Consider the following 13336-nt stretch of genomic DNA (forward strand, 5'->3'; position numbering starts at 1 on the left):
ACAGCTTCAAGCAGCTCTGAGTAACCGGTTCTTCGACTCACTTGACGAGCTAACAACAGCGATTGATACTGCCCTTGAGCAACTTTCAGTTCCAAAAGTGAGTAATTACTTCTAACGACTACTATAGTTGTTGACGGGATTTAGGAACACTACCGGCGGTCTCACGTCACCGTGTGCGGGCGGGTCACTAGATCACAGATGATTCATCAGTAGAGTGATGAGAATGTGAGACGTTACGAATATTCCGAATACAACTCGACTAGGCAAGCGTCCCTGTGGTGAACCGGACCAATTGACATCCTCCCCGCGCTGAAGTGCGAGGATTCCCGACCGCAGTTGGGATATTGTGGTTTACGACGTGACCTGTTCTTGAGGTGCGAACGCACCAGTTTCCTTGTCAAACAACAACGTCGAAGGCTGTGCCAACCAGCCGTTACTCCTATTCACCGACAAACTCGGTGAACTCGGAGATACTTTCTGTCGAATGTTCTCAGCACCGTTTACATCCGCGTTCGCCACCACACCGCAGTCATCACACACGTACAACCCACGCTCCACGCGATTCGCCTTACGCTTCCGACCACAGCACGAACACGACTTCGACGTATCTCGCTCAGACACCCGCTCAACCGCGATGCCCTCCATCTTGGCCTTGTATTCCAGCATTGAGGTGAACCGGTCAAACGCCCACGAATGCAGGTCGAGATTGCCGTGCTTGCCCCAATTCTTCGACTCATTGTTCCCCTCGTCCTCACGGATTCCGGAGAGGTCGCCCACCACAATCGTTCCAACCCCCTCCTCAACACACCGTTGGACGATGTGTTTCGAAAGGGCGTGGAAGTAATAGGTGCGACGAGCCGACTTCTTCTGGTTCAACCGCGTCGCTTGGTCGGAGTCGGAGTCGCCACATCGAGCGATGCGCTTGCTGAAGTAGTAGTCGTCCTGCTTCAGACAGTTGAGCGGATACAGTTCGCTGTGGCCGTCTTCGTAGGCGAGTGCGGCAAAGTTGTTGATTCCGAGGTCAACACCTACGGTTTTCTCACCGGGCGCTTCGCTCACTTTACCTTCGACTTTGCAGACGAACTGTAGTTTCCACTCGGTTCCTGTCCAAACTGCTCGAACCTGTTGAACGCTCTCTACGGTGGAGAGGTCAACGTCAGGTCTTGTCTTGTATTCACAGAGGATGAAGTCCGACCAATACTCCTTGAGGTTCGAACCTTTCGAGAGTCGGACCCTCCCGTACTTGGTGTCGAGTTTGAAACCGGCGGCTTTGAACGTCACCGTGCTTCGGGGGTGTTCGTTGCCGTGTTTACGGTACTTCGGCGGGTTAGCCCGTGTCTCTCCGTTGCGTCGTTTGCCGTACCAGCCGGTGAACGCCTCAGCGAGTTCTTGCAGGACTCGCTGACTTGACTGCGAATGTAGGTCATCATAGCGTTCGTGCGACTTGAGGTACGAGGTGAGTTCGTTGTGACCGGGAATGTGGCCTATCTCCGACCACACGCGGTCGCAAACCCACCGTCCGACGTTCCAGAGTTTCGACGCTGAGAACCCGAGCGAATCGAGGTCGTCAGACACCTGTTGCTGGTTCCTGATGGAAGCAGTGTAGGTGCGGGTGACAACCTGTTTCGCCATACGTAACCTATGTCGGGAAGATTACTTGAAGGTATGGATTACGCAGCGTGGAATATCCTGCCGTGCAATCAAGCAGTGGGTGTGTCGTTGATTGTCGGATTCATCCCCGCCCTAAAGGACGGGGCTTTCTCCTCGATTCTTCGTAATCTCTGTGTCGATGGTTTAATCTCCCACTTCACCAATCAGCCCACTAAATGAATATACTCGTTTACGTTATTGACTGTCTGCGGGCAGACCATGTCTCATGTTACGGGTATCAGCGTGAAACAACACCGAATATTGATGCACTGGCAGCTGACGGAATTCGCTATGAACAGTGCTTCTCCCCAGCAACGTGGACGCGTCCTGTAAGCGCATCTATCCTGACGGGACTATATCCACCAGCCCACGGTGTTCGCCATCGTGAGGACACTTTCTCAAAGGGTCTTCCTCGATTGCCCAGGTCCCTCAAGCAATCGGGATTCGAGACAGTCGGTGTTTCAACAATGGGGAATGTCTCAAGTGCATTAGGCTATGATGTCGGCTTTGACCAGTTCTTTGATCTGTATAAAGAAGACGAGATAATCAGAAAACGAACGAATACCTCGACAAACAAGCAGCGGCTCTGGCATGAAAATCAAGATAAGATTGCACTACCTAAAGCGGAAGATATCAATGACTATCTCCTTCCGAGTATCAACTCATCAGGCGAGGATCTGTTTTCGTTTGCATGGAGTATTGACCCACATATGCCTCTTAACTCGTCTCCACAGTATACAGAATTCGTTAACTCGGCATATGATGGTCCCATTGATGGTACTCATGAATCAATCCCAGATGAGCTAACGGAGGCTGACCTCAACCATCTCCGTGGCCTCTATGACTCAGAAGTTCGGTATACCGACGAGCAGTTTGGGCTCGTCATTGATGAATTAAAACGACAAGGCGAATACGACGAGTCATTGATCATCGTACTTGGTGATCATGGGGAGGCGTTTGGTGAACATGGTCAGTTCTTCCATGGTAATCGACCACATGATGAGGTCATTCACGTACCACTCATTATTAAACCACCCAGAGGGACTGTCTCGACGAACTCTTCGGTTGACACGCCGGTGTCTCTGATTGACATCTTCCCAACTGTTAATCACATCGTTGACGGTGAACCGCTACCGGAACGTGTCCAAGGGAAGGTATTACCACCGTACCAACCCACAGATGAGGATCGACCAATTTTCTCTGAGACAGAGGTTCGCGATATTGAACCGGCTTTTCGATCGGTCCGTACTAGTCAATGGAAGTATATCGATATCCAATACCCATCGCTTAGACATGTGATTGAGCAAATGTACCGGCAGCGAGATATGCTTCCAAGCACTCGATATGCACTTTCAGTAATCCGCGACGTGCTCTATAGTAAGCTCTCCAGATTTGACGAAGAACTCCTGTACCAGATCGACGATGATGCTGGCGAGCGAAACAATGTTGCAACCGACTATCCTGCTGCTCTTGAGCGAGTTCAGACCACTCTTGAAGAGTGGCTCACTGACTGTCAACTGATATATGACCAAAACGCTAGCGACGACAACCACCACATTGATGATGCAACTGCTGAACAGTTACGACAACTCGGCTATACGGACTAACCAGACGAATACTAGATATTAGATACGATGGCTCTGTCGAAGTGTACACAGATCTAAGAAGAATATGCACTAATGTCCAACGAATCCTCCTCTGTATTTGCGAAGCTCTTCGCCTCGGGTGGCGTCATCTTCTTAGGATTAGCGTTCAATTTTGGCCTCGGATTTGCTGGTCGTCTGGTAATCGCTCGCTTTGTCGGGAAAGTGGCGTATGGTGCAGTTTCTTTAGGAGTTACGCTGATGGTGGCCAGCTCCACACTCATTCTTCTTGGCACGCATAATGGGATCAGTCGGTATCTCCCTCGGTACGATGACCCACAACAACGGCGCGGAGTTCTGCTATCAGCATATTCACTTGTAATTCCGCTCTCGATCGCTGTTGGCGGGTGTGTGTTTTTCTTTGCCGAGGAGATCGCGACGTCCGCGTTTGGGGACCGTACGATCGCCCCAGTCCTTGCTGTATTCGGCCTTATTATCCCCCTCGCAACCCTTGTGAAGCTGACTATTGGTAGTATTCGTGGAATGCAAGAATCGCTTCCCCGAGTGTATATTAAGAATATCTCACTTCCTGTCGTCCGATTCGGATTGATCGCAGTCGCTGTTGCGGCAGGTCTCGGTTCATATGGGATCGCATGGGCCTACGCCGGTGCCTATGCAGTCGCCGTTGTTCTTTCACTCTATTATCTTGTCAAACACACCGTTCTGTTCAAACGAATCAAGGCGGCCTCAATGCACAGAGAGCTACTCCTGTTTTCTTTGCCCCTCATGATTACGGCCGCCATGGACCTCATCCTTTCAAACTTTGACACTTTCATGATTGGCTACTTTGATACGACCGCTGCTGTTGGCGTATATAATGTTGCGTACCCCCTAGCAAATCTATTGACAATTTTTCTCACCGCATTTAATTTCGTGTTCATGCCTATGATGTCTGAATACCATGCTAACGAACGCTATCAAGAGATTGTTCGATCATATCAGGTCGTCTCAAAATGGATATTCTTACTGACGCTACCGGTGTTCTTGCTCTTTACATTTTATCCGCATCTAATTATTCAATCGACATTCGGTGCTGAGTATCTTACTGGGAGCACAGCCTTGTCGATCCTTACTGTCGGATTCTTCCTTCACACAATTGCGGGACCCAATGGGAACGTGCTCATGTCTCTTGGTCGGTCTCGTCTAATAATGTACAATACACTTCTCGTCGCCGCTGTTAACGTCGCTCTCAACATAGTTTTGATCCCTCGCTACTCTCTTGTTGGTGCAGCTATCGCAACAACCGTGGGATATGCACTCTTAAACAGTCTGTATCTCTTTCAGCTTCATACTGAACTTCATGCACATCCGTTTCGGGCGGCTATTCTCCGACCCGGATTACTTGCGGTCCTCTTATGGATCGCACTATATCTTACAGTCTCGGCTGCAACTGTAGTTAGACCACTTGTTCTCATCCCAGTACTGGTGGTGTTTTTGCCACTCTATCTCGTAATCGTTCTTCGATATGGCGGGGTTGAACAAGAAGAACTCAAACTAGTTGAACAAGTAGAAGACAGGTTAGATATCAATCTCGGATTTATTCGTCGACTCGCCCAAGAGTAACACCACCACTATCCGTTCTTGAAATCCCCGTGAGGGGTACGACTGAAACAACAGCTTGGACAGGCACTTCAATCCCAAATGGGGATCAACTGTACCGAGTATTGGTTTGTCTGTGCGCGTAAGTATGTTGCTCATGTTGTTACTTGGGTCACCCGTCGGCTGGCTAGTCAGAAGTCGCGTGGTCTCTCCCGTATTGATTCGTCGGTCGACTGTGCTGGTTGATATACTCAGAGACCACAAAGCGGCTACTGCTGTTGGGGTTGGAAGCATCAACAGTGTCTCGTCTACTCACCAGCAGTACTAGTCACACCTCGAAACAAGATCAGTTGGAATTACGGAAAGTCAAGGAGAAAGCCCCGTGCTTCAGCGCGGGGATGAATCCGACACCCCTTCCACATACGGTGTTCGACGTGTTGAACGGCTGTTTTTAAGTAGTCCGTCAGGGTACTAACATCTATCCGAGGCGGCACGCCCACCCTACTAATCGGACAATATCGGGATTCCCCGATTCCAAGCAGAAAGCACCCCTTTCTGTGCCGGAACACGGGGGTGCAGAAAGCAAGTATCTCTGAATCCCTCACGGGATAGGAGTAACGGCTGATTGGCACAGCCAGTAGTTGTCCACACCGGGGGGCTACGAACCTTAAACATCCCAACCCAGCGGTGCGGTGCCGTGGGAATCCACGCCCTTCAGGGCGGGGTGGATGTCAATGCCACGGGCACGCTTCCATGCCCTTTTGGGTGTGGTATTCGGCATGAATTCTTCTTCTGCCGCGAAGGGTAGTGGCGAATACTCGACGTTCAGATTCAGTATTCCTCTATCCAAGCTCGCGCCTACGGGTGAACCATCACACCTAGACTTCTCTTCGGACAGAGATTAGTAAGCCAGATAATAGTTAGCTGTCTAACAAATATTCTTGGGTACCCCACACAAATGTCAGCTTGAAATATAATTATACTAACAGCAAGTGGCTACTCACATGGATGTCAGATCACCTGAACTCCACTCGACGAACTGCCCTCAAACTAACTGGCGGCCTGGTCGCAGGGTCAGCGCTGATTGGGTCAGCAACCGCTGCGTCCGTCTCAATTGCAGCAACCACTACGAGTCCCTCACTGGGGGATCGGACGACGTTCGAAGCAGTTGGTTACAACCCTGGTGGAAGCTATACCCAGTACAGTTGGAGCATCGAAGATGCCGATGGCAACGACGTGTATGGTGAATGGGGCGAAGCCATCAGCCATACGTTCTCCAGCCCCGGTGACTACACCGTGTACGTCATTGCCTCGAGTGATGTCGACGACAGTCGTGCAACCGCACAGATCGACGTAACGGTCGACGAAACCGTAGATATCGAGGCCAGTACTGACGCTCCGAGTACCGGTGAGACAGTCTCCTTTGAGGCGACAAACTATGCGGCCGAAGGTGGCTATACCCAGTACAGCTGGAGCATCGATGATGCCGAGGGGAACTCCGTCAGTAGCGAAAACTGGGGACAAACCCTCGACTACTCCTTCAGCAACCCAGGAGTCTACACTGTGTACGTCATCGCCTCAAGCGACTACAGTGGCAGTAAGGCGACAGAGAACATCAAAATCGGTGTGAACTGACTGGAATACGTTCCTGCACCGCCGCTCACTAGTCCACAGGACTTGTGGTGGGCTCTGCCCAAGTTCGGACGGTGCAGTCGCGGACTGATCACGGCTCACGAAGACGTGCTGAGGAGTGTTTCAAGCCGGTCAGTCCGAGACCAAATAACCACGTTCGGACGGGAGTGTCTCTACACGATCACCGCCACTCGCCGTCGACGCCAGCTAACACCTCCACATGCCGACTCCCCCGTTTTTTCGGCTGGCAGTCTGTACAAACAGTACCTGGGCGTGACCCAGCCCAAATTCATCGGCCCAGTGCTCAGCCATCTCGTCGAGATGGTGAGACTGTTTGACCGTCCATTGATCGTGAATCACAGGCTCTGTTGAAATCCTTCAGCGTTGACATTGGAGAGAACGCTCCTTCTGGCTAGTTTCCGTGGATCACAGTAAAAACTAGTCTCTCAACAAATCGCAAGACGGGAAGAGGGTTTCAACAGAGCCGAATCACACCGACTCGGGGTGGTAGAAGAGCGCATCGACGGTCTGGATGACGAACCGAATCGAGGGGTCGTGATTGTGATGGTTCCGGAACACGGTTTCGAGAACTGACAGGCTCTCCGTGTCCTGCATCAGATTACGCACTCACCGAGATAGAAGACGAGTTCCGCATCACTCGGCTTCACGCGTTCGTACACAGTGAGTTCAACAACTGTATCGTGAGTACCGTCTTGCTGTCGACACTGACCTCTCACTAGACGAGATCGAGGTAGCTGAGGTTCTCATCGCGAATATCGTATAGAATAGAACTGTCGGTTAGGACAACCAACGGAAACGTTGGGAGCGCGAGGCAGACGCTCACCCGAGCAGCAAATAGACAGCCCACAAACTAATATTAGTTATATGTTTGTTTCACACACTATTGGGCTTAAACATATGTATTTTATCCAAAGATATTGAAGTAATAATTATCATTCTATCTTCCTATTTACCATTCTATACAATATAGTGGGGATTTAATCTCAGAAACAACATATCTCTGGAGGAATAGAGATGATATAACTTCAATTTATACATCCATCTGATATGTGTGTTTAAACGAGTAATCCTCATTCACGTCGTACTGCGACAACAGCCGTCACACATCACGCCTCCCCATTTGGTGGTGACACTTGGTGCTCAACGCACACCGAGTCGACGCGCAGCTGTCGCCGACAGATAAACGCCGTTGGTGCCGACCGAGACGGGTTCGTCGGTCACTTGTGAGACGAGCGCTGCAAGGTCGCGCCGAAACGTCTCGTTTCGCTGTTCAAGTAGCGGTGTCGTTGCTTTCCCCTCGAGTTCCGATCCCCGGCTGTCGACGTAGATTTCGACGAAATCGACCTGTATCGACAGCGGCGCGTCGTCGAGATACGCGGGGAGCGAGAGCGTCTCCAACTGAGCTTTCGGGCCGACTGGTGCGCCAGCCGCAGCGAGCACGCGTCCCAATACTGCTCCATCACGCCGGGGAATGAGTTCAGTCGCACGCCGGTCATCATCAGCGTGGATCGCCCGACTGCCGGCACCAAGCGTGGCAAGCACCTCGGTGACACCCTCGCTAGTGGTGTCGTCGACGACAAACGACGGTCGGTAGTTCTCGAGAGCGATGCTTCCGCTGGCAAACACCGCTGCGACGAGACAGTTCAGTAGGCGCGCTTGCGGGTGGCGAAGCGACTCAGGAAGCCACCCGCGCTCACGTGCCGTACGGAGCCCACGAACCACGTCAGGGACGCTCCCATCCATCCACTCACGGACGCGCCCCCGTGGGAGATTGAGGGCAGTGCTAACCGCGGTTGATCCCGAATTCGGGTTGGCCGCAACGTAGTCCATCGTCTCGCGATACTGCAGAACGTACGCCCACGGGTCATCGATCGGTGTTATGTACGTCCGCGCGACTGCTGGTTCCGTCGCAAGCGGCATGAGAGTCCGAACGTGTTGCTCAGAGATAACTATCTCGATTCAAGACATTCAGGACGAACGTAACAATGGTGATTCGTTAGATCGGTTCTGATGGGTTGTTTAGATAGATTCTCTCTGTAATTGTCTGTGTTTGTGATTATCCCGTGCTATGAGATAGTCACTCAATCTATCTTTATTACTATAGCCAACATATGTTAATTTGTACACCCTTACAGGGGTCGCCAGTACGCAACAGGTACGTCATCTGTTCGCTGCGTGCGGCACGCGCCGACCTATCGGTCGACCGCCGTCTGTTTGGGCACAGGAGATATACAATGCAACTTACACACCTCTTCAACGACGACTCCGCTGTTTCGCCGGTTATCGGCGTCATTCTGATGGTCGCGATTACCGTCATCCTCGCGGCCGTCATCGGGACGTTCGTCCTCGGCCTCGGTGACCAAGTCGGTGACACCGCCCCGCAGGCTTCGTTTACCTTTGCGTTCACAGACGACGTTCCTGGCGGTGGGACGAACGCTCAACTCGTCGTCACCCACGAATCCGGCGAAGGTATCTCGGCGGACCGCTTAACCGTAAGCATCGATGGGGCCGATGTTGCTGCTACTGGGGACGTCTACAGTTACAGCAGTACGTTCCCAACGGATGTCGCGGCTGGGAGCTCGGCAACGATTGTGAAAACGGCCCCCGCTGGGACGGACCCCGCCTGGAGTGGTGAAGTCGTGCGCGTCGTCTGGACGTCCGAATCCGGCTCGAACTCTGCAACCCTGCAGAAGCAGGCCGCTCCGCAGTAACGACCTGATTCAATCTGTTTTTGAGAACTGAGTACGCTGTCCAAGGCTGACTACCGAATACATTCGCGCACCTACCGATCCAGACGTACAACGTCATCACACTCGGGACAGTCCGCGAACACGCCAGTCCCGCCGTCTTCCGTCTCGAACTCAATTAACACGTGATACTCGCGTAGTTCCATCTCGCAGTCCGGACAACGGCCAATCGTCGTTGACTCGTCGATCATAGGGTGGCTGAGAGCGTGTGTCGTACGCGCGTGCTCCTAGCCTTGACTACCAGAAGCACGAGTATATTGATTGGGATTGCACCAACCCGTGTTCGCACGAGATCGACGCCGACCGGGGAGCGGTCTTCGTCGACACGCACGCCAACCACCGAGAGGAGACCGCGGGGACCAATCCCCTGCAAGCGTCGCGAGTCAGTAACTCACCGACCGCTGGTGGTCACTCAGATACGCAGCCGTCGTTCGATGTTGGGTGCCGAGCTGACAACTCGTTCCTACCCCCAATATTGGCATATGTTAGCATGGAACAAAATAGTTGGGATTCTAACTACTTTCATCGGCTTGTGAAACACCCATATGTACGTTATATCTTTGGAGTGTCACGCCGCCGGTCGCCGGCGTCGTCGATAGACGCTCACGAGCCAGATCGTCGCGGCACCGGCGAACAACAGATACTGGAACTGCATCTGTGGGCTGTCGAAGCCGGCGTTGAGAATCCGGACCCACGGGGCGATGTCGTCGCTCGGGTACTGGAGGGCTGGGACGACGGGCCACAACAGAAAGCCGAGTTCGCGCCACTCCTGGCGGAAAACGAGGAGATACGAATCGCCGAGGAGGTGCGACCCGATTGCGACCGCGAGCACCCGCGCTTCAGTTCCGTAGCCTCGACGCGAGAGATACCGGACGCCCAGGAACACGACGGGGACGACGATGAGGAGTGAATGTGCGAGCGACCGGCCGTTGGGGAGCACGCCCGCGTAGGCCAGCGGCTTGTCGATGAGGTCGGGGAGTTGCGTCCCGACCGCGAGGAGGGCGAGCGTCAGTCCGTGAGGGTACTGAAACTCCCAGTCACGCACGCGAGCGAGGGCCACGACGGAGAGATAGCCGAATGCGAGGTGGCCAAGGGGATACACACACCGATGGATGTGCGTCCCGCCCATAAACTCACTCATCGAAAATTGTTTCTACATATATATTATCAATATTATATTCTGTCTATACAGACTGCTCAGACGATAAACTCTTTACGAGCCTCTCCGAGTCAACACAATAGAAGCCGTTCGTGGAGTGCACCGAACACTGCACAGTGATTCGGCGGTGCTCACAAACAGGTGGTCAATCTCTATGGGAACGTCAAGCACACACAACGACACTCAGCATGCAAAACAGCTGGGTGACGGCAAACACGGTACGTCAGCATCGGATATCCAACTCAGCGGTGATGAGTTGCTCCTGTCCGCAGACAGCGAGATCACGCCCACGCTCTCGGTCGTGATGCCCACTCTCAACGAAGAGGGTGGTATCGCCCAGTGTATCGAGTGGGTCAAAGCCGCCCTTGAGGACATGCAGATTTACGGCGAGGTCGTCGTCGCCGACAGCTCGGACGACCGCACGCCCGAGATTGCGAAGGAGAATGGTGCGGTCGTCATCGAACCCGACGGCAAGGGCTACGGCTACGCCTACCTGTACGCCTTCGAGCGCGTCCGCGGCCAGTACATCGCCATGGGCGACGCCGACTGCACCTACGACTTCAAGGAACTTCCCAAGCTGTTGAACATGGTTCGGTCCGGTGATGCGGATATGGCCATGGGCTCGCGGCTGGAGGGTGAAATCTTGCCTGGGTCGATGCCGCCGCTGCACGAACACGTTGGGAATCCGTTGTTGACGAAATTCCTGAACGTGTTCTACGGCGCTGGCGTGAGTGACGCGCATAGTGGGATGCGCGTCTTTACTCGAGACGCCTGGGAGACCATGGAGTGTTCGTCGACGGGCATGGAGTTCGCCAGCGAGATGATCATGGAGGCCGGCGCGAAGGATCTCGAGATCGAAGAGAAGCCGATTACGTATCACCCGCGTGAGGGTGAGGCCAATCTGGAGAGCTTCCCCGATGGCTGGCGACACGTTCGGTTTATGTTGGTCAATGCGCCCGGCTACCTGTTTTCGGCACCCGGGTTCGGCCTGTCTGTGGTTGGTGTGTTGGCGCTGGTGCTGGCGTGGAGTGGTCTGGAGATCGGTGGTGCGCAGTTCGGCATTCACACTGGGATTGGTGGTGGGTTGTTGACGCTCGCTGGGTTTCAACTGATGCTGTTCGGAGCCTTCTCGACGGTGTCTTCGGATCCGGTTCGTGGGGCCTCTGATCCGTTTACGACCTGGTTTACGAAGCGGATTTCGCTCGAGCGAGGGGCGACGATCGGCTCGCTCGTGTTCCTCGGTGGGTTGGCCTACGGTGGCTACCTTGCAGTGACGTGGGTGACCAGTGGGTTCAGTGCGCTGCCGATCGCGGTTGCCGACGTTGTGGCGACGGTTGCTGTGGTGGTCGGGTTGCAGATGGTGTTCGGGTCGTTCCTGTTGGGTTCGCTCGGCGAGTAACCCGGCACCGCTTCTCTCGCGACGTTCCCTTCGATTACCTGAAAGTAGGCGCTAAGGCCCCTTCCTCAACGAACGAGTGAAGCGAGTGAGTAGAGAGGGGATACAGCGCCGAACGGTTCTCAAACACGTCCGGCGCTCGGCCCACAGGCCCACGCAATCGCAATTCATATTTGTGTAGTTTGTGTATTGTGTGGTATGGCAACGCGCAAGAACATCTCTATCCGTGACGACCAAGCCGAGTGGGTCGAGGAGAACCACCTCAACCTCTCATCGTTCGTCCAAGAGAAACTTGACGAACTCATCGAAGAACGCTCGTAGATGAACTACAACTACAGGTATCGACTCCGACCGTCCGACGCTCTCGAACAACAGTTAGCGTGGACTGTCGATACCTGTAGACAGGTCTACAACCACTTTCTCCACCGTCTCAACCGAACCGACGACACCTCGGCATACAGCGAACAGAAACTCTTGCCGAGTCTCAAAAAGTGGTGGAACGACCTGAAACAAGTTCACTCGAAGGTACTACAGAAGGTCGTACAACGGCTGTACGACAACCTCTCGACGCTTCGCGGTCGCAAAGAGAACGGCTACCGCGTCGGCACCCTCAAGTGGAAGGCACCGGATGAGTACCGCAGTTTCACCTACAGTCAATCCGGCTTCAAGCTCAAGAACACGAGCGGTCAGACAAAACTGTGGCTCTCAAAACTCGGAGAAATTCCGCTCACCTTCCACCGCGACCTCCCCGACGACGCCGAAATCAAGACCGTCACGGTCAAGCAAGAACCGACCGGGGAGTGGTACGCTATCCTCGGCGTCGAAACCCCTGACGACCCGCCTGCGAAACCCAAGAATCCCGAGCGGTGCGTCGGCATCGACGTGGGGATTCTCAAGTACGCTCACGACACCGACGGCACCGCCGTCGAATCGCTCGACCTCTCAGACGAACGCGAACGCTTGGAACGCGCACAGCGTGACCTCTCGCGGAAACAGCACGGGTCTGCGAATTGGGAGAAACAGCGGAAGGTCGTGGCCGAACGCCACGCCGAGTTGAAGAACAAGCGCCGTGACTTCCTTCACAAGCTCTCGGCGTACTATGCTCGGGAGTACGACCTCGTGGCCGTTGAGGACTTGGACGCGAAGGGGTTGGTCGAACTGCCGGGCAATTCACGGAACCGAGCAGGTGCGGCGTGGGGAACGTTCCTTCGGATGCTCGAATACAAGTGCGAACGCGAAGGAACGCACTTCGTCGCGGTGAATCCGCGCGGAACGACCAAAGAGTGTGCGTCTTGTGGCGTTTCGACGGATAAGCCGCTGTGGGTGCGCGAACACTCCTGTCCGGCGTGCGGTTTCGAGGCGGATAGAGACGCGAACGCGGCGTGGAACATTCTTTCTCGCGGTGTCAAGAAGCGGTTAGGAGCGGGGCGCTCCGAATCAACGCCTGTGGAGACTGCGCTCCCTGTGGATACCTCGGTATCTGCAAAGCGCGTCGTTGAAACAGGAAGCCCCACCCTCAAGCGCGAGCCGTCAGGCGAGCGGTAGGGTG

Annotated in this window: 11 protein-coding genes and 1 pseudogene; 8 read left to right on the plus strand and 4 right to left on the minus strand. The window is 53.9% G+C overall.

All coding sequences use genetic code 11. From position 1 onward, the window contains the following. Positions 1-115, plus strand: a pseudogene (locus tag DEQ92_RS20575) (IS630 family transposase); the annotation flags it as partial. Between the two features lie 236 nt (positions 116-351). Here the strand turns inward: DEQ92_RS20575 and DEQ92_RS20580 are convergent. After that, positions 352-1632: an RNA-guided endonuclease TnpB family protein gene (locus DEQ92_RS20580; protein WP_115821672.1), complete on the minus strand. Its 1281-nt coding sequence runs from the start codon at positions 1630-1632 to the stop codon at positions 352-354. A gap of 194 nt (positions 1633-1826) precedes the next feature. Here DEQ92_RS20580 and DEQ92_RS20585 point away from each other — a divergent pair, with 194 nt between their 5' ends. The 3 genes from DEQ92_RS20585 (at position 1827) to DEQ92_RS20600 (ending at position 6467) form a co-directional block, all read left to right on the plus strand. Then, positions 1827-3257: a sulfatase gene (locus DEQ92_RS20585; RefSeq protein WP_115821673.1), complete on the plus strand. Its 1431-nt coding sequence runs from the start codon at positions 1827-1829 to the stop codon at positions 3255-3257. Positions 3258-3329: 72 nt separating this feature from the next. Next, a complete protein-coding gene (locus DEQ92_RS20590; protein ID WP_115821674.1) occupies positions 3330-4856 on the plus strand; it encodes a flippase in 1527 nt (508 codons plus the stop codon). A 984-nt stretch (positions 4857-5840) separates the two neighbouring features. After that, a complete protein-coding gene (locus tag DEQ92_RS20600) occupies positions 5841-6467 on the plus strand; it encodes a PKD domain-containing protein (RefSeq protein ID WP_115821676.1) in 627 nt (208 codons plus the stop codon). Between the two features lie 486 nt (positions 6468-6953). On the opposite strand, the gene DEQ92_RS24565 is transcribed toward DEQ92_RS20600, so the two are convergent. Together DEQ92_RS24565 and DEQ92_RS20605 are read right to left on the minus strand one after the other, a co-directional pair. Then, positions 6954-7079, minus strand: coding sequence for a hypothetical protein (locus tag DEQ92_RS24565; RefSeq protein ID WP_394338715.1), 126 nt, complete (start codon positions 7077-7079; stop codon positions 6954-6956). Positions 7080-7625: 546 nt separating this feature from the next. Continuing rightward, a complete protein-coding gene (locus DEQ92_RS20605; protein WP_115821677.1) occupies positions 7626-8405 on the minus strand; it encodes a hypothetical protein in 780 nt (259 codons plus the stop codon). A 314-nt stretch (positions 8406-8719) separates the two neighbouring features. Between DEQ92_RS20605 and DEQ92_RS20610 the strand changes: the two genes are divergently transcribed. Continuing rightward, on the plus strand, positions 8720-9196 hold the full coding sequence (locus DEQ92_RS20610; protein WP_115821678.1) for a type IV pilin: 477 nt from the start codon (positions 8720-8722) through the stop codon (positions 9194-9196). 604 nt (positions 9197-9800) lie between these two features. Here the strand turns inward: DEQ92_RS20610 and DEQ92_RS20615 are convergent. Continuing rightward, positions 9801-10373, minus strand: a complete 573-nt coding sequence (locus tag DEQ92_RS20615) for a metal-dependent hydrolase (protein ID WP_233516919.1) — start codon at positions 10371-10373, stop codon at positions 9801-9803. A gap of 172 nt (positions 10374-10545) precedes the next feature. On the opposite strand from DEQ92_RS20615, the gene DEQ92_RS20620 reads away from it, so the two are divergent. The 3 genes from DEQ92_RS20620 (at position 10546) to DEQ92_RS20625 (ending at position 13332) form a co-directional block, all read left to right on the plus strand. Then, on the plus strand, positions 10546-11790 hold the full coding sequence (locus tag DEQ92_RS20620; protein WP_115821680.1) for a glycosyltransferase family 2 protein: 1245 nt from the start codon (positions 10546-10548) through the stop codon (positions 11788-11790). A 195-nt stretch (positions 11791-11985) separates the two neighbouring features. Next, the gene (locus DEQ92_RS24435; RefSeq protein WP_004975901.1) at positions 11986-12108 is read left to right on the plus strand and encodes a hypothetical protein; all 123 of its coding nucleotides are present in this window, start codon (positions 11986-11988) and stop codon (positions 12106-12108) included. Further along, positions 12109-13332: an RNA-guided endonuclease TnpB family protein gene (locus tag DEQ92_RS20625; RefSeq protein ID WP_115821681.1), complete on the plus strand. Its 1224-nt coding sequence runs from the start codon at positions 12109-12111 to the stop codon at positions 13330-13332. It abuts the gene before it with no gap. Positions 13333-13336 lie beyond the last annotated feature (4 nt).

The sequence above is a fragment of the Haloferax sp. Atlit-6N genome, from assembly GCF_003383195.1.
GTDB lineage: Archaea > Halobacteriota > Halobacteria > Halobacteriales > Haloferacaceae > Haloferax > Haloferax gibbonsii.

Bases quoted from the DNA above. Each gene is read 5' to 3' on its own strand.
- DEQ92_RS20625 (WP_115821681.1), top strand. From the start codon at position 12,109: ATGAACTACAACTACAGGTATCGACTCCGACCGTCCGACGCTCTCGAA.
- DEQ92_RS24565 (WP_394338715.1), bottom strand. From the start codon at position 7,079: ATGCAGGACACGGAGAGCCTGTCAGTTCTCGAAACCGTGTTCCGGAAC.
- DEQ92_RS20585 (WP_115821673.1), top strand. From the start codon at position 1,827: ATGAATATACTCGTTTACGTTATTGACTGTCTGCGGGCAGACCATGTC.
- DEQ92_RS20605 (WP_115821677.1), bottom strand. From the start codon at position 8,405: ATGCCGCTTGCGACGGAACCAGCAGTCGCGCGGACGTACATAACACCG.
- DEQ92_RS20615 (WP_233516919.1), bottom strand. From the start codon at position 10,373: ATGAGTGAGTTTATGGGCGGGACGCACATCCATCGGTGTGTGTATCCC.
- DEQ92_RS20620 (WP_115821680.1), top strand. From the start codon at position 10,546: ATGGGAACGTCAAGCACACACAACGACACTCAGCATGCAAAACAGCTG.
- DEQ92_RS20580 (WP_115821672.1), bottom strand. From the start codon at position 1,632: ATGGCGAAACAGGTTGTCACCCGCACCTACACTGCTTCCATCAGGAAC.
- DEQ92_RS24435 (WP_004975901.1), top strand. From the start codon at position 11,986: ATGGCAACGCGCAAGAACATCTCTATCCGTGACGACCAAGCCGAGTGG.
- DEQ92_RS20600 (WP_115821676.1), top strand. From the start codon at position 5,841: ATGTCAGATCACCTGAACTCCACTCGACGAACTGCCCTCAAACTAACT.
- DEQ92_RS20590 (WP_115821674.1), top strand. From the start codon at position 3,330: ATGTCCAACGAATCCTCCTCTGTATTTGCGAAGCTCTTCGCCTCGGGT.
- DEQ92_RS20610 (WP_115821678.1), top strand. From the start codon at position 8,720: ATGCAACTTACACACCTCTTCAACGACGACTCCGCTGTTTCGCCGGTT.